This is a genomic window from Xanthomonas sp. JL1 (assembly GCF_038405005.1).
In genome coordinates this window covers 26353-44039 of the sequence record NZ_JBBYGR010000059.1, presented here as the reverse complement: position 1 = coordinate 44039, position 17687 = coordinate 26353, and the positions used below count along the sequence as shown (strand labels likewise).

The 17687-nt window shown below is 64.9% G+C and carries 9 protein-coding genes and 2 pseudogenes; 2 read left to right on the top strand and 9 right to left on the bottom strand.

From position 1 onward, the window contains the following. A pseudogene (locus WJW29_RS14140) lies at positions 1-255 on the bottom strand (transposase); the annotation flags it as partial. Positions 256-761: 506 nt separating this feature from the next. Here WJW29_RS14140 and WJW29_RS14135 point away from each other — a divergent pair. Together WJW29_RS14135 and WJW29_RS14130 are read left to right on the top strand one after the other, a co-directional pair. Beyond that, a pseudogene (locus WJW29_RS14135) lies at positions 762-2269 on the top strand (VWA domain-containing protein). 1228 nt (positions 2270-3497) lie between these two features. Continuing rightward, a complete protein-coding gene (locus WJW29_RS14130) occupies positions 3498-4580 on the top strand; it encodes an IS630 family transposase (RefSeq protein ID WP_113186850.1) in 1083 nt (360 codons plus the stop codon). Between the two features lie 11 nt (positions 4581-4591). Here WJW29_RS14130 and WJW29_RS14125 read toward each other — a convergent pair whose 3' ends face one another. The 8 genes from WJW29_RS14125 to pilG form a co-directional block, all read right to left on the bottom strand. Then, complete coding sequence (locus tag WJW29_RS14125) at positions 4592-5215, bottom strand: GNAT family N-acetyltransferase (RefSeq protein WP_011258513.1); 624 nt, start codon at positions 5213-5215, stop codon at positions 4592-4594. A gap of 250 nt (positions 5216-5465) precedes the next feature. Further along, positions 5466-5942 carry a chemotaxis protein CheW gene (locus WJW29_RS14120; protein ID WP_011258512.1) on the bottom strand — a complete coding sequence of 159 codons (477 nt, stop codon included), beginning with the start codon at positions 5940-5942 and terminating at the stop codon, positions 5466-5468. A gap of 33 nt (positions 5943-5975) precedes the next feature. Continuing rightward, positions 5976-7178, bottom strand: coding sequence for a chemotaxis protein CheB (locus WJW29_RS14115; RefSeq protein ID WP_011408184.1), 1203 nt, complete (start codon positions 7176-7178; stop codon positions 5976-5978). A gap of 7 nt (positions 7179-7185) precedes the next feature. Further along, a complete protein-coding gene (locus WJW29_RS14110; protein ID WP_113084401.1) occupies positions 7186-14139 on the bottom strand; it encodes an Hpt domain-containing protein in 6954 nt (2317 codons plus the stop codon). Between the two features lie 113 nt (positions 14140-14252). Further along, positions 14253-16289, bottom strand: coding sequence for a methyl-accepting chemotaxis protein (locus WJW29_RS14105; RefSeq protein ID WP_011258510.1), 2037 nt, complete (start codon positions 16287-16289; stop codon positions 14253-14255). Between the two features lie 39 nt (positions 16290-16328). Beyond that, positions 16329-16859: a chemotaxis protein CheW gene (locus WJW29_RS14100; protein ID WP_003482487.1), complete on the bottom strand. Its 531-nt coding sequence runs from the start codon at positions 16857-16859 to the stop codon at positions 16329-16331. Beyond that, the gene (locus tag WJW29_RS14095) at positions 16859-17221 is read right to left on the bottom strand and encodes a response regulator (RefSeq protein ID WP_011258508.1); all 363 of its coding nucleotides are present in this window, start codon (positions 17219-17221) and stop codon (positions 16859-16861) included. The genes WJW29_RS14100 and WJW29_RS14095 overlap by 1 nt, the downstream gene beginning before the upstream one ends. A 17-nt stretch (positions 17222-17238) precedes the next feature. Further along, a complete protein-coding gene (pilG, locus tag WJW29_RS14090; protein ID WP_005913706.1) occupies positions 17239-17640 on the bottom strand; it encodes a twitching motility response regulator PilG in 402 nt (133 codons plus the stop codon). Positions 17641-17687: the final 47 nt, after the last annotated feature.

Genomic DNA, 17687 nt, shown 5'->3' with positions numbered 1-17687 from the left:
CGCAAAGACAGCTTGCTCGATTGCAACAGCGTGCCGGCACGCAAGGTGGTTTGATGCCGGCACGCCCGGCACTGGTAGTAGACCTGATCAGCGCGTCGAAAGCGCGAGCGCGCGGCCGTCGCACTGCGGGCAGCGAAATCCCTTCGGCCAGCGCCACCGATACAACGCCCGGTAACACTTGGCTTCGGTTCCGTAGCGATCCATGAACTCGCTCAGCGACAAGCCTGGCTGAAACTGCACGAGATTGATGCCCATCTCCCACCTCCGTTGCCTTGAGCTGGGGTCATTGTCCAACCGCAGCGTCGCAGATCCTGCAACTAGCGGCTGAGGGATGGGGCTAATCAGGAAAAAATTTCCATCCGGTTAACCCCATTCGTTGGGCTGGCCCGTTTCACTGACAGAGGCGCAGTGCACGGCGACCTCGGGCTGTTCGGTTGTTCCTCATCCCATCTCGCCACGCAACGGATTTCCCCATGCCACGTCGCAGCCTCATGGCGCTCACCTTGTTGCTGAGCGCCTGCTCGCACGAACCCGCTGCATCGATAGACGAGCCCTAACGCGCCGAATCCGCGCAACCGCAGCGACCGCAGCAACCTGCCCCGACCGCCTCGCTCCCTGAAGTCAGGCCGCAAGCTCAGCTCGCAGCACCTGCCCCCGCACGTGCAGTGGAACCGCCATCTGCACCTAGCCCGCCGCCGCCCATCGAGGCGATGCCAGCGCCAACCAGCGCCGACAGCCTGTCGCGTCAGGCACCTGCGGCCATGTTGATGGGCCCTCGCCCCGTGCTCGATAACCGCATGCCGATGCCACCGGTGATCCCCGCACCTGCCGAAGACCGGGAGGGCTACCAGCATATCGACGACAACGCCATCGTGCAGGCTGCGCAACAGCCCATCTCGACCTTCAGCATTGATGTCGACACCGGCAGCTACAGCAATGTGCGGCGTTTCCTCAGCGCCGGCAGCCTACCGCCGGTGGATGCAGTGCGCGTGGAAGAATTGATCAATTACTTCCGCTACGACCACCCCGCGCCGACCAATGACAAACCGTTCGCGGTGCGCACCGAACTGGCGACCACACCATGGAACAAGGATAGCCTGCTGCTGCGCGTAGGCATCGCCGGCCGCGACATCGCCACCGCCGATCTGCCACCGGCCAATCTGGTCTTTCAGGTCGACGTCTCCGGCTCGATGGACGCGCCGGATAAGCTGCCGCTCCTGCGATCCTCGCTCAAACTGCTGGTGCGTCAGCTGCGCAAACAGGATCGCATCACCCTGGTGACTTACGCCGGCAACACTGCGGTAGTGCTGCCGCCCACGCCGGGCGATCAGCAGGGGCGTATCGTCGAAGCCATCGACTCCTTGCAATCGGGCGGGTCCACTGCCGGCGCCAGCGGGATCGAACTCGCCTACAAAGCCGCGCAACAAGGCTACCTGCGTGGCGGCATCAACCGCATCCTGCTCGCCACCGATGGCGACTTCAATGTCGGCGTCACCGACTTCGATGCGCTCAAGGGCATGGTGTCCGAAAAGCGCCGCTCCGGCGTCGCCCTGTCCACGCTCGGCTTCGGTACCGGCAACTACAACGACAACCTGATGGAGCAGTCGGCCGATGCCGGCGACGGCGCTTACGCCTACATCGACACGCCACTGGAAGCGCGCAAGGTGCTCACGCACGAGCTGGGCGCAACGCTGGCCACCATCGCGCGCGACGTTAAGATCCACTCGAATTCAACCCGGAAACGGTCAAGGAATACCGCCTGATCGGCTACGAAAACCGTGCGCTGCGCGACGAGGATTTCAACAACGACCAGGTCGATGCAGGCGACATCGGTGCCGGTCATACCGTCACCGCCTTATACGAAATCACCCCCGTCAACGGCCGCGCATCGGTCGACCCGCTGCGCTATGCACGCACTGCACAGCGTCATCAGCAGGCACGGCCCTTCAACGGCGAGCTGGCGCACGTCAAACTGCGCTACAAACTACCCGATGCACAGCGCAGCCGCTTGCTGGACACGGTGGTCCGCAGCGATCAACGCAAGGCACTGAACGCCACCAGCGACGCGTTCCGCTTTTCTGCAGCGGTGGCCGGTTTCGGGCCGCGCCTGCGTGGCGGCAACCAGTTGCATGGCTGGGATGACCCGCAGGTACGCGCCCTGGCCGCCAGCAGCCTGGGCAACGATCGCTTCGGGTATCGCGCCGACGTCCTGCAGATGGTGCAGCAGGCCGACGCACTGAGCACCCGGCCACTCGCCAACACCGACTGATGCGTGCGGCGCTTGCCTACCGGGCGTCGGCATCGTCAACGCCATCCGCTATACCTGCAACATCCACCAGCAACGCAGCGCTCGCCCGGCATCGTTCCAAACGTCAGCGCTGGAGACCCGGCGCTGGCGCTCGCTGCGTCGGTCACGCTGGCAGTTGGCGTCGGCCTGCAATGGCAGGCCAGTCGACCTGTGCCGGAGATACCCACACCGGCTGCTGCTGTCCCTGCGACGGCCGCATCAGACAGAATTTCCGCGCGCCCCGCTGCGGAAGACGGAGCAGATCGCGTCTCGGAAGGCAGCTTCCACGATCTTGCGCAGCGACCTGCCTGCGCATCCGCCGACGATCCCACGTCCGCAGAGCAGGTGGCGAGGCAGCCAGCACCTTCACTGCAAGAGCTCGCGCCAGCCGCCATGCCGGCCCCGGTCAGCGTGCCACTGCCTGCACCTGTGGTGACGCCGCCTGCCTCCGCGCCATCCGCGGAGACGATGCCTGCCCAACCGGCGACTGTATCGGAGCCGGCGCAAGACGACGCACAACTCGCGATGGCAGCGCCGCCTCCCCCTGCACCCAGCGCCGCAAGCAATGACGACATGCAGGCGAACGGCGCGCTCGAAGCACGTATGGACAGCAGCGCACCCACCCCATCACCAGCCAAGCGCTCACCAGCGCCTGCTGCTGCGCCGACGTTATTGCCGGCACCGTCGCTGGATCAGTCGTCGCGCATCGAGCGCACCGCAACTAACCCACCTGCGGCGAACGAAATTCCGATAGCGCGCGCCGCCTGCTGCGCCAGTGGCAGCACCTGTCCTACAACCGGAACGGCAGCTCGGCAAGCCGCAGCCTGATGCATCTCGCGCAACCTCGTCGCCGCAAGCGGCCGGCCACACCGCTACGCAACAGGCGCAGCCGCCGCGAGATGAAGGCACGCGCGGCGAAACACACCGCACTGCAGCACTGAAGCTCTCCACATCGCCACGCGAGTGGCTTGCGGGCTACGCGGCTTCTGGGGGCACACAGACACCGGAAACGCTCCGGATCATTGCACGCATGCCGAATGCAGTGGCAATGCAGACCTGGGTAACGCAATTGCACGCGCAACTCAGACAACGTGGCTGGCCAACGCAGATCGAGCTGACGCAAGACAGCAATCTAGTGTGGCGTTCCGCATGTACCTTTTCTTATCTGGCGTTGTCCAAGGATGACCTTTGGAAGCTGGAGCGTTCGCTCATGGGACGACCCGCTAAACCGTTGGTTGTCAGCGCCGACGATCGTGTGCAACTGGAGTCGATGGCCCGATCGCAAAGTTTGCCGGCGGCCTTGTCGCGCAGCGCGCAGATGATCCTGCGCATGGCCGACGGCGAGCCGCAGACGGCAATTGCGCATCGCTACGGGGTGAGCCGGCCAACCGTCACGTTGTGGCGTACCCGCTATCGGGAGCGCGGCATTGCCGGCCTGCACAACGAACTCAAGCCCGGCCGGCCGCGCACAACCAGCGATGAAAAGGTAGCCGAACTGGTCAACACCGTCCTGACGCGCAAGCCGAACGGCAACACGCACTGGTCGCGCCGCACGCTGGCGGNNGAGACAGGACGTTCCACCACCACCGTCCACCGCTACATGACGCTGTTCGGCCTGCAGCCGCATCGCTCCAAGCGCTTCAAGCTCTCCACCGATGCGTTCTGCATCGAGAAGGTGCGCGACATCGTCGGCCTGTATCTGAACCCGCCCAATCATGCGTTGGTGCTGTGTGTGGACGAGAAGAGCCAGGTACAGGCCTTGGAGCGTACCCAGCCGGTGCTGCCGATGGGGTTGGGGTACGTCGAAGGCATCACGCACGACGACGTGCGCCATGGCACAACGCCCCTTTTTGCCGCGCTGGACGTCGCCAACGGCAGCGTCATCACCCAGTGCAAACCCCTGCACCGACATCAGGAGTTTCTCTCATTCCTGCGACATGTAGACGCGCAGGTGCCGCAGGATCTGGACGTGCATCTGATCTGCGACAACGACGCCACCCACAAGCACGCCAGGATCAAGGCATGGCTGGCCAAACGGCCACGCTACCACATGCATTACACGCCGACCTACAGCTCCTGGCTCAATCAGGTCGAGCGCTGGTTCGGCCTGATCACCCAACGGGCGATCAGGCGCGGCTCCTTCGACTCGGTGGCTGACCTAAAGCGCAAGATCAACGCCTTCGTGGAGCACTACAATCAAAATCCGCGACCGTTCAAATGGACTGCGACCGCTGACTCGATCCTCGCCAAGATCGAACGGCTCTGTAAAGCTATCAACGGAACGCCACACTAGCCGCCGATGAATTACGGCTCGAGCTCTCGGGCGCTGCGCCCTAAACCGGGCTGACCATCCACTGCGCCTTCGCCAGATGTGTCGTCCTCGCGCAACCTGCTGGTCAACACATGGTCGCGCCAGTGGCCGTTCAATTGCAGGTAGCGCCGCGCATAACCTTCGATCTGGAAGCCAAGCCGCTTCAGCACACGCGCACTGCGCAGATTCTCCGGAACGTGTTGCGCCATCACCCGATGCAGGCCGAGCGGGCCGAAGGCAAATGCAATTGCTTGCGTGGCTGCCCAGTGGATCAAGCCACGCCCCTGCTGCGCGGCGTCCAGGCCGTAGCCCATGTGGCAAGCCTGGAATGCGCCGCGCTGGATCTGGGTGAACCCAGTGGTGCCGATCACCTGCTCGCCCTGCAGCAACACCAGTTGCAACTCACGCTCGCCGGGCACTGCGCTGCGGTATGCGATACACAGGCGGCGCCAACCCTCGACGGTGTAGAACACAGGCGGCCGCAGCGGCATCGCATCGGCCAGGTGCGCACGGTTACGCGTGTGGTAGTCGGCCATTGCAGCCGGGTCGACAACGGCCAGATCGCATAGCACCACGCCGTCGGCGTGCCGCACCGGCGCAAATACCGGAAGACTCATGGCCGCTGCGCGCTCAACATGCGCGCTTCAAACAGGCGTGCAATCTCTCTGCGACGTGCACATCCACCTGATGCATAGAGATCACGCTCCGCAAGCCATCTCCGAAACGCAGTGCCTCATCCCGTGCGTGAATTAAAGCACCCGACTGCAACCAACGCAGTCATCACCGATCAATCAGTGCAACCGGCGTCTGCTGCACTGTGCCACTGCGCTCGCCTGTCGGCGAGCACAGTCACTGCACCAACCGCGCTCAGGCAGCAGCTGCCGCAAACACCTGACCGACCTGCGCTTCGATGGCGTCCAGGTTCGGCAACAGAGCGCTTTGCTCGCCCAGCAGCACGCGCATGTGCACGCCCTCGGGCAACGCGTCTTCCGATGCGTCGGCCAGCAGGCCGTCGCGCGGCACCGAAATCAGTTGCGGGAACGAGGCGCTCAGCAGCGCGAAATACGGCAACGCCGGATTACCGCCCAATGCCTTCAACACGATGACCTTGTTGTTGACTGCGGTGGGCTCTTCACCCATGCCGCTGAGGCGTGCGAACGACAGCAGCGGCACTTTCCAGCCGTACCAGTCGATACGCCCGACCACCCAATGCGGCATGTCGGGCAGCGGTTCGACCGCCACGCGCGACATCACCTCGGCCACCGTCGCGTTCGGCAGCAGCACACGCTCCTGTCCGGCCTGGATCAGGACCCCGCGGATTTCGTCGTTATTGGCGTAGCTCATCGCATGATTCCGATTCGAAAGGAAACGCCCGGCTTATGCCGGCCAACGCTGTGCAAGCGCCTGCGCCAACTGCGCAGGATCGCCGGTCAGAATGCCTTGCCGCGCCAGCCGCGCGGCGGCGGCGGGGTCGTAAGAGCCGTCGATGGATTGGCCGGCCAACCAGCCGCCCTGCTCCGCCAATGCCAGCGATGCTTCTACCATCGCCTCGTTGGCACCGCTGAGCATCAGCACCGCACTGTCGGCCGGCGGCAGCGCAGCGATCAGACCGGCCGGGTCGGCCGGCGACACGAATGCCAGCGCGCCAGCATGCTGGTGCACGCCGACCTCGTCGGAGAGCACATACACCTTGCCCGGCACGACCACCTGCCCCGCCTCACCCAGTTCGACCGGCAGCGCAGACACACGCCCCATCTGCCGCACCAGGTTGCCGTACTGGCCGCCATCCAGGGTCATGCGCACCAGCACCGCGCGCGGAAATTCCGGCGGCAATGCGGCCAGCAGACGGCGGATCGCATCGGGCCCGCCGATGCCGGCCATCACCAACACTGCGCCGGTGACGCTGCCGCTGTGCTCCAGATCCACCAGCGACAATCCGCCGGTCGACAGCGAAGACACATCCGCTGAAGACACATGTGCTTCGGCGCGCGGGCGCACCACCACGGTCACTTCGTCCAGCAAGCCCCAGGTGCTGGAATCGCTCAGGGTCAAACCCGGCTTTTCCGAAGCGGCTGGCGCAGCGTCATGCGTGGATGCACGCGCACACAAGGCATCGCTGGGCACGGTTTCGAACGCATGCGCGGCGGCTTCCAGGTGTTGATCCAGCTGCAGGTCCGAATGCTGGCGCGAGGCCAGCGCCAGACCCGGCTCGGGCTGCAGCGATGGTTCGCTTTCGGTGCCCGGTGGCAAGACGTCGGCGTGGCCGTGCAGTTTTGCCGCCAGATGGCGCACCCAACGCTGCGCTTCCCAGCCCTCGCGACGCACCGTTAGTTCGGCCTCGTCGAAGATCACGGTGACGCCAGGCATGTTGAAAGCCGGCTCCAGCGCTTCGAGTGCGTCTTCGATCAACGGCTCGAGTGCGACCAGCACCGCCACCGGCTCGGCGTCGCGCAGCATCTGCACGTCGACCGCCGATGGCTCGTCTTCCAGCACCACCTGCGCACCAGCCAAGACGAGCGCTTCGCGCAGGCGCTCGCGCGCCTGCCCCGGACGACCCAGCAAAGCAACCGGAGTTCCCATTGCGCCATTAGTCTCGGACACGGGCGATCCCCAGCAGGTCATACACGTTTCGCATCAGATCCAACTCCTGGTAAGGCTTGCCCAGGTAACGCTGCACGCCGATCTGGAAGGCACGCTGGCGATGCTTTTCGCCACTGCGCGAGGTGATCATCACGATCGGCACCGCCTTGAAGCGCGGGTCGGCACGCATCGCGGTCGCCAGTTCGTAGCCGTCCATGCGCGGCATTTCGATATCCAGCAGCATCAGGTCGGGCACGCGCTCTTCGAGCAGTTCTAGCGCCTCGACACCGTCGCGGGCGGTGGTGACGTCCAGGTTGTGACGTTCCAGCACACGGCCGGTGACTTTGCGCATGGTCAGCGAATCGTCGACCACCATCACCAACGGCACCTGACGCTGCGCTTCGGTCTGCGTTTCCAGCGTCTGACGCGCTGGATGGCTGAGGTAACGACGGACCAGCGGCGCGACGTCCAGAATCACCACCACGCGGCCATCGCCGGTGATGGTGGCGCCGTAGATACCGGGCACCGACGCGATCTGCAGGCCCACCGGCTTGACCACGATTTCGCGGTTGCCCAGCACCTGATCGATTGCCACCGCGGCGCGCAGATCGCCCGCACGCACCAGCAACAACGGCACTTGCGCCTGGCCATCGGCACGCGCGGCGGCCTGGCCGACCAGCGAGCCGAGGTCATGCAGCACGTACTCTTCGCCGGCGTAGTGATATCCACCCTCGCCCGACTCGTAACGGGTGCGCGAGATGCGGCCGATACCGCTGACCGAACCCACCGGCACTGCGAACGTGGTCTCCCCAATGCGCACGAACACCGCCTGGGTGACCGCCAGCGTCTGCGGCAGACGCAAGGTGAAGGTGACGCCCTGGCCGCGCACCGAGTGGATGTCCACCGAGCCGCCAACCTGACGCACTTCGTTGCGCACCACGTCCATGCCCACGCCACGGCCAGCCAGCTGGCTGACCTGCTCGGAGGTGCTGAAACCGGAGGCGAAGATCAGTCCATCCAGTTCGGCATCGCTGAGCTCCTGACCGGGCTCGATCAAGCCGCGCTGTTCGCCGCGGCGACGGATCGCCTCGCGGTCCAACCCGGCGCCGTCGTCGGCCACTTCCAGCACGATTTCCGAACCTTCGCGGCGCAGACGGATCGCGATACTGCCTTCTTCCGGCTTGCCCGCATCGCGGCGTTGCTCGGGCGTTTCCAGCCCGTGCGCCACCGAGTTGCGCAGCATGTGTTCCAACGGCGCGACCATGCGATCGAGCACGTTGCGATCGAGTTCGCCCTGGGTGCCTTCCAGCAGCAGGTGCACTTGCTTGCCGGTGTCGCTGGCCGCCTGACGCACCACACGACGCAACCGCGGCACCAAGCCCTCGAACGGCACCATGCGCGCGCGCATCAGGCCGTCCTGCAGTTCGGAGCTGACGCGCGACTGCTGTTGCAGCAAGCCGTCGTACTGACGCGACAGATCTTCCAGCACACCTTGCAAGCCGCCCAAGTCGGCCGCCGATTCGTTCAGCGCGCGGCTGAGCTGCTGCAGGGTGGAAAAGCGGTCCAGTTCCAGCGGATCGAAGGTGCGATCGCCCTGATCCTGTTCGCGCTGATAACGCGCCACGATCTGCGCTTCGGTCTCCAGATCCAGACGGCGCAACTGGTCGCGCAGACGGGCATTGGTGCGATCCAATTCGCCCATGGCGCCGCGGAACGCGCCCAACTGCTGCTCCAGGCGCGAGCGGTAGATCGCCACTTCGCCGGCGTGGTTGACCAGACGGTCGAGCAGGTCGGCGCGCACGCGTACCTGCTCCTGCTGCACGCGCGGCAGGAAGCCTTCTTCGGTCTGGCCTTCCACCGGAACCGGCGCGGACAGCGGTGCCGGTTCCACCGATACTTTGGCGATCGCGCGGACATCGGCGTCGCTGGGCGGGGCGGCATTGCGGCCACGGGTACGGGTTTCGAAGGCTTCCACCAGATCGGTCGGCATCGCCACGGCGCGGTGCTTGCCGGTGCGGGTCAACAACTGGTGCAGGCGATCAAAGCCGCGCTCGAACAGACGCACGTCGTCGCGGTCGATGTCGGTCCGGTTGGCCGCTACGGCTTCAAGCAGCGATTCGATCGCGTGACCGAGGTCGCCGATGGCGTTGATGCCGGCCATGCGCGCACCGCCCTTGAGCGTGTGCAGATCGCGCTGCAGTCCGTTGAGGACATCGCGGTCTTCCGGCACTTCGCGCATGCGGGCGATCAAGCCATCGCAATGGTCCAGCAGGTCGCGGCCTTCTTCGACGAAGATGTCGACCAGCTCGCCGTCGAGTTGATCGAAGTTGAGCGGGCCGATATCGAATGCCGCACCCGCGTCGTTGCTCGCCGTCTCGACAGGCGCGGCCTCTTCCACCGGTGCGCTGAAGGCTGCAGTGGTGTTGGTGTCTTCCGGCTCTGCTGCGCTGTGGTCGGCTGCGGCGCGATCGCTGGCGGCTGCGCGGTGCTCTGCGGAGTCGTCGGCGTACTGGTCGGCAACGGCGTGTTCGCTAGCGTCCGCATGTTCCTCATGTTCCTCATGTTCTGCGTGTTCTGCGTGCTCGACGTGCTCGGCTGCGGCAATCGCGTCGGCCGCTGCATGCGCGTCGGCATGCGTCGCGTCTTCGGAGGTTGAAGCCTGTGCGTCGTGCAGTTGTGGTGCGGTATCGGACTGCGGATCGCCCGATTCTTCCACCTGATCGGCTGCATGCGCCATTTCGAATGCCTGCACCGATTCGACGGTGTGATCGGGCATGACTTCGGCGTTGGCCTGCTCAGTTCGAGAGTGGTCGGTTTCCGCATGCTCGGCCTCGGCACGCTCGTGTTCCGTAGCGTGTTCGGCTTCGCCAGCGTGCTCGTCGGAATGCGCGTCCGTCTGCAGCTGCTCGCTGGATTCGACGTCCTGCTCCGATGGCACCTGCTCGCCTGCATGCCACTGCGCGTCCGAAGCTGCGGACTCGCCCGAATCCACCTGCTGATCCGACGACGCGTACGCTTCGATGTCTGCGTGTTCGCCCAGCGGCGCGGCGACCTCGGCGTGCTGCTGTTCTCCGGTATGCGACTGCCCAGCATGCGGCAGCGCGGCGTCGCCGTGCTGCGCCGCTTCGTCTGCCGGCTGTTCGCCGGCGTGTTCGTGCGTGTCCGCGTGTTCGTGGCGAAGCTGATCGGCCGCGTGGCCTTCCTGGTCGGTCGGCACGCTGTCCAGCGCCGGGGTTCCCGGCGTCCAGTCTTCCGCGTTGGTTGCGTCAGCGTCTTCAGCCAATGCCGTGCCTGTGTACACGGACGCAAGTGCTTCGCTGCTCTCGACCGCGTCGTCAGCGCCTGCTGCACCCTGATCGTCGTGCGTCGGCACGTGCTGCGCATGCGTGTCCGTGGCCTGCTCGGCATCGGCCGCAGCCAGCGTTTGTGCATCGCCCAACGCGGCTTCTGCGTCGGCTGGCTCTTCTACCGCAACGGTGTCGGCATGGGTGCTGATCGCATCGGCAAGCTGCGCAGAGACAACAGCCGGGACCAGCGCGTCGTCGCTCGGTGCATGCGCGGATTCGGCAGACGCATCGACGTGTTCGTGCGAGGCAAGGTGACCGAGATCGTCGACTGTGTGCGATGCAGGCGCGTCCACGGCAAGCGCCGAATCGTGCTCGGCTTCTGCATCGGCCAACGCGTCCACGGCAATCGGCGCGTCGTCCGACTGCGGCTGTGTGTCTTCGGTGTCTTGCGCCGGTGCGGGCGCGTCGAAGGGCAGCGCGCTAGCATCGAGGTACTGCGACAGATCCTGCGCACCGGTCAGTTCGACCGAGGCATTGTTGTCGTCTACCGTGTCGCTGGGTGCATCGACATCGTCCAGCTCGTCCAGGAACACCTGCGGCGGCCACTGCGCTTCCGGCAAGGTGTCCACCAGCGCACGCAAGCGCTCGGTCAACGGTGCAAACGAGGGAATCAACGGCGCATCGGCGCGTAGTGCCGTCACCGTGGTGGCAATCGCGGCAGCGGTGGCGGCAATGGCATCCAAGCCGGCGGCCGACGGTGTGACCGAGGCGGCCAGAAGACGCTTGACGTAGCTTTCGGCCGGCGTCGTCACCAACGTGATTTCCGGCACGTCGGTCATCGCGAACGCGCCACTCATGGTGTGCACGGCGCGCAGCAGTTCTTCGGTCGGCAACTGCGGCTCGGCCTGGCTGGCCTGCAGCCACCCGTTTACCGTGTCCAGATGGGTGGCGACCTCGGCTTCGAGGATCTCGCGCAGCACGCTGTCCACCGAAGCCGGCGTTCCACCGCTGGCGGCAACCACGCTTGTTGCTGCCAGAATCGCGCCGGCGTCTGCCACCGGCGCCGCGGCTGCGGGCACGTAGTAGACCTCTTCGCCTGCCGCAACGCGCTCGGCAATGGCCTGAATTTCCGGCAGGTCGGCGTTGATGCGCCCCTGGTTGCGTAGCGCGGCGTTGAACTGCGGCAGCACGTCGTACGCCAATTCGACCATCGCCACGAGCGCCGGGCTGGCCGGTCGCGAATTATCGAGCACGCGGTTGAGCATGCTCTCGATTTTCCAGCTGAACTCGCCGAGCACGCTGGCACCGACCAAGCGCCCACTGCCCTTCAGGGTGTGAAAGACGCGGCGGATCGGGCGCAGGTGTTCCGGGTTGTTCGGCGCGGCGCGCCACACCGGCAACAACTGGCCCAGGTTGACCAGTTCTTCGTCGAATTCTTCCAGGAAGACGTCGCGGATATCGTCGTCGATATCGCTGTCGCCGAAGCCGCCGAAAATGCCGGCATCAGCGGCGGTCGCAGCCTGAGTACCTTCGCTGGACACGGGTTCGGAAGATGCCTGCGCGGTTTCAGCGTCGGCCGGGACAGTCGTCGCCTGCGGCTGCTGCACATCGAACTGCGCGGCCGCTGCATCGAGTGGGGCCAGGAACGCGGCGGATGCGTCGTCCAGTTCGAACTCGCTGACCACCGCCTGTTGCACGCGCGAAGCGGTGGCCTCGGCTGTTGCTTCGCACGGTGCGTCTTGCGGCTCCTGCACGGGTTCGACGAACGGGTCTTCCAGTTCCTGCGGCGGAAGCGGCGGCGGCGAAAACGCATCTTCGATGCTGGTCTGCGCACGACGCGTTGCGTTCTCGGCAATGAAATCCAACGGCGCTTCGGTCTGCTCGGCATCGCCAGGCAGCGCGATCTGCTCGATCTGCAGCGGCGCGTCTTCGGCAACCACCGGCTCGGCAGCGTGCTCTTGCTCCAGCGCGCTCAAATCCACGGTATAGCTGACCTGCACGACCTCGTTGCCATCCTGCTCGGCCGACACCGGGTCGAACGCAGAGGTGGCGATTGGCGCGACCTGCTCGGTGGTTTCCAGCTGCCAGTCACCGGGCGCTTGCGCGCCGTCGTCGGACAGATCCAGCGGCGCCACGGTGAACGGCACATGCGACTGGCCGGACACGGTTTCTTCAGCGGCAACCGGGTCGAACGAAAACATCGTATCGGTCGCGGCGGCGCCGGTGTCGTGCACCACCCTGGCAGCGAACGGCGTTTCGACCACGGTTTCGTTGACCCATTCCAGCGACGGCGTGGGCGCGGCATCGTTGGCGGCCTGCGGCGTGTCCGCATGCTGCAACGGCGTGGCGGCCACCGTCTGCGGTTCGGCCACGCTGCCCGGCTGGTCGGCACCGATCGGCAAATCGGACGGCTCGCCCGACGGCAGCGGCCAATAACGCAGCGTTTCCAGGCTGTTGCGGGTGATGTCCAGAATCTCCTCGCGGCCGGGACGGCGCTCGCGCAGGGCTTCCAGATAGTACTCCAGGCTGGCCATCGCATCGGCCAGCGTATCCAGCTGTCGGCCACTGGGCACGCGCTGCTTGCAGATCAGTTCCAGATCGACGTAACCACGCACGCCTTCCAGATAATCGGCAGCCTGCGGCAATTCGAGAATGCGCAATGCACCGCCGACTTCGCCGAGCAGGTGCGGCACATTGGCCAGGCGGGCATGGTCCCAGTTGGTTTCGATGAAGGCGACGAAGTGCTCGCGCGCCGCACCGAAGTTGGCGATCGCTTGCTGCGCCAGCACATCGACCGTGCGGCGCACTTCCGAGGAGTTGGCACTGTTGATGACTTCGGTGCCATCGCCCGGATCGGCGCCAAGGCTGGCCACCTGATCGTCCAGCGAGGCATCCACGTACAGCAGCGCGCCGGCGATATCCAGCAGCACGTTGTCGTCCATCTGGGTCTGGCCATCGACCACGCGCGCCAACGCATCGCGCTGCTGCACGACGACATTGCGCGCCACACCCAGGCCCATCATGCCCAGGGTGTCGGCAACGCTGCCCAGATCCTTGACCTGGGTCTGCAGCTTGGCGATGTCACCGCCGGTGCGCAGATGCAGGTCCAGCGCATCTTTGACGCGCAGCAATTCTTCCTTGACCGCATTGCCAACGGTGTCGAGCAATTCGCGATTGCGCCCGCTCAAGCTACCGCGCGCGTGATCCAGCTCGGCCTCGGTGGCGACACCCGACTGCGGGTCGAGCGCAAACAGCACGCTCTCGTTGAGACCCGGCTGGCCACGGGTGGCGCGGATCTCATTGAGCAGCGGCAACAACACGATCGGAATGTCGCGGTGCCCGTTCTGCAAGCGCTCCAGATAATCGGGCAGCAGCACGGTGCCGCGCATCAGCATGGCGCAGGCTTCATCGCGGTCGGCGACCTCGCCCACCTGCACGGCCTGGGCCAGCAGCTCGAGCTCTTCGGCCACCATCGCCGGCGCATACAACTCGACCATGCGCAGCGTGCCCTGCACCTGGTGCAGATAGCCGGCGCAGAACCGCATCCGACTGGTGTCGGACGGTTCTTCGGCAAAGTATTCGATCTCGTTGCGCGCCTGGCGCAACGTCTCGTCCAGCTCTGGCTTGACCCAGCCCAGTGCGGCGTGACTCATCGCATCGCGAAGCGCGCTCATTGCAGCCCCCTGACTACGACCGACTTGCCGCTAGCGCAGCAACCGGTCACTTTCTGCATCGACGTAACGCTACTAGGCGCCATCTGCTGATCCTTTCCCGTTCCGCGTCGTTGTCACGCCGGCAGCTTGAAGTCGGCGACCGAACGGCGCAGATCGGCAGCGAGCTGAGCCAGGTTGCCGATCGATTCGGCCGTCTGCTCCGCACCCTGCGATGTCTGGCTGGTGATCTGACGGATCACGCCCATGGTCTGTGTGATATCCGTCGCCGCGGCCGACTGCTGGTGCGCGGCGATGGAGATGTTCTTAATCAGGTTATTCAAGGCGTTGGACACGCGCTCGATTTCGGTCAGCGCGGTGCCGGCGTCTTCGGCCAGGCGCGCACCGGACACCACTTCGGAGGTGGTCTGCTCCATCGAGCTGACCGCTTCGTTGGTATCGGCCTGAATGGTCTGCACCAGACCTTCAATGCGTCGGGTCGCACTGGAGGTGCGTTCTGCCAGGCGCTGCACTTCGTCGGCCACCACGGCGAAACCGCGGCCGGCCTCGCCGGCCGATGCTGCCTGCACCGCAGCGTTGAGCGCCAGGATGTTGGTCTGCTCGGAAATGTCGTTGATCAGTTCCACGATCGAGCCGATTTCCTGCGAGGATTCGCCCAGCCGCTTGATGCGCTTGGAGGTTTCCTGGATCTGGTCGCGAATCTGATCCATGCCCTGAATCGTCTCGCGCACCACGCCGGCACCTTCGGCGGCGATGACCACCGAGCGCTGCGCCACTTCGGCCGACTCGGTGGAGTTGCGCGACACCTGTTCGATGCTGGCAGCGATTTCGCTGATGCGCTCGGAAGCAGTGGTGATCTGGTTGGCCTGCTGGCCGGCCGCTTCGGCCAGCTGCATGGCCGTGGCCTGGGTTTCCTGGGTCGACACGGCCACTTTGGCTGAGGTGTCGTTGATGGTGGTCACCAGGTGGCGCAGTTCGTCCACGGCGTAGTTGATGGCGTCGGCGATGGCACCGGTCATGTCCTCGGTCACCGAGGCTTTCACCGTCAGGTCACCCTCACCGAGCGAGCTGATTTCGTCCAGCAACCGCATAATCGCCTGCTGGTTGCGGCTGTTGAATTCCACCTGCGACTGGTAGCGCACGTCCTGCTCGCGGGTCCGCACGCGCACCGAGCTCCACACGAAGCCGATGATCGCCAGCAGCGCGACCAGGCCGGACACCACGCCCAGCCAGAAGTTCGGGAACAGGCGCGTGTCGCGCACCGAACCGAACGAAGAGAACGCATCGAACAGCTTCTTGCTGTCGTCGAGCATCTTGCTGGAGCCAGCCGTCAGCGCGGCAGCCGAGGACTGCGCGGCAAACAGGTTGCGCGAGTTGGCGAGGATGGCGTCGACGTCCCTCTTCATCCTCGTCCACTGGGCCTGCGACTGTTCCAGCGCCGACAACGCGGCCGGGTTTCGGACCGCGGCGATGCCGAGTTCCTCGTTGCCTGCGCGCAAGCCTTCGAGCATCTGCGTGAACACCACCGAGTCGCGTGCCAGCGCGTCGCCGGACGCGACCGCATCGTCTTCGCCGGCGCGGATTTCGGTCACCCGCCGCGCCATGGTTCCGGCTACCACGACCTGCTGCAAGGTGTTGTAGATCTGCGAAGCCGGCGCGCCGCTGACGGTCATCGCACGCACCACTTCGTTCAACTGCGCCTGCAATTGCGGGACGCTGCCGGAGAAGCGGTTGGCGTTGACTGCGATCGCCAGCACCGCCTGTTCGCTGGCGATGACCTGATCGGCGTTCTTGCTCAGCGGCACCCAGGTCGCCTTGAGCTGCGACATCGAGCTGGCGATCGGGCCTTCCTGGCCGTAACGGCCATCCAGATCGTTGACCGTGCTGTCGATGCGGCCCTTGGTCTCCTTGAACGCGGCAAATGCCTTAGTGTCGCCGGAGACCGCTTCGCGGCCCTGGTTAGCCAGCTGCTGCGAAAGCACCTGCAAGTCGGCCGCGCTAACACCGGCGCCGGCAAGATGACTGCTCTGCCAGGTCGCGACGCCGGTGTTGGCGCCAAACACGATCATCGACAACACCAGCAAGCCAAGCCAGAAGCTGGTGCTGACGCTGCCGAGCTTGTTGGTCTTGCGGGCGTCCGGGGCGGTACTCATGGTTCGACCTCGATCTGTATGACGTGGCAGGGTCGCGGCTTAGGCCGCGGCCTGCCGGAATTCAGGAGTGCGCGACAGCAAGGCCAGGGAAAACACCCCCCAGTCCTGCGTCTCGTTGCGGAAGGCACGGTCGATAAAGTGGGCGTAGCGGCCTTGCGCCAACTCGCCGGGTTCCACCGCCTGGACCTGCTCGAAGCTGCGTTGGCCGTACAGCTCATCGATGGTCAGGGCGACGTCGCCGCCGCTCTGACGCATGATCAGCACACGCTGGCCTTCCTGCAGCACCGTGCGACGGCCCTCCAGGAACTGCTTCAGATCGATCACCGGAAATAGATTGCCGCGCAGGTTGCCCACGCCCAGCAGCCAGGGCTGTGCGCCCGGCACCGGAGTCACTGGCGGCATCGGCACGATTTCCGCCACTTCGCGGAAGTCAGAAACCAATCGCCGGGTACCGACGCGGTAACCTACGCCGCGCCAGATATCTGCAGAGAACTGGCGTTCCGGCAGCGGCGTGGCGTGCGCAAGACTACGACGCTCGTAGTCTTCGAGAATATCGAATGGAGAGCGCATCAACGCACCAGTTGTCTGATGCGCGCGATCAAATCGTCTTCGCGCGGCGGCTTGACGATGTAGTCGCTGGCACCTTGTCGCAAACCCCAGGCCCTGTCGGTTTCCATGCCCTTGGTGCTGACCAGCAGCACGGGGATGTCCTTGGTAGCCTGGTCGCGTGCAAGTGCACGCGTTGCCTGGAAGCCGCTCATGCCGGGCAACACCACATCCATCAACACAAGATCGGGCACCTGGCTGCGAACCAGCTCAAGTCCCTCTTCTGCGTTATCGGTGGCGACGACCGTATGGCCTGCTTTTTCCAGCCATTGACTGAAGACTGCGCTGTCGGTGGGCGAGTCCTCGATCAATACAATTCGAGCCATGTTGCCTTTCCCCCTGGTCAGGCGTGGACGTACGTGCGGATTGCGCTCAATAGTTCTTCACGGGTGAACGGCTTGGTCAGATATTGCTCGGAACCGACGATGCGGCCGCGTGCCTTGTCGAACAGCCCATCCTTGGACGACAACATGATTACCGGCGTCGATTTGAAGAGCTGGTTGCCCTTGATCAACGCGCACGTCTGGTAGCCATCCAGGCGCGGCATCATGATGTCAACAAAAATGATCTGAGGTTGCTGGTCCGCAATTTTGGCCAGTGCCTCGAAACCATCCGTTGCTGTCACTACTTCACAACCTTCCCGCTTCAGCAGCGTTTCGGCGGTGCGGCGAATGGTTTTCGAATCATCGATCACCATCACCTTGAGTCCTGCGAGTTCCCCACCCGCAGCAATGTTTTCACTCATCACATATCCCCAGGCGCGCGACGCGTCATCCCTTCCGACGTCGCTAC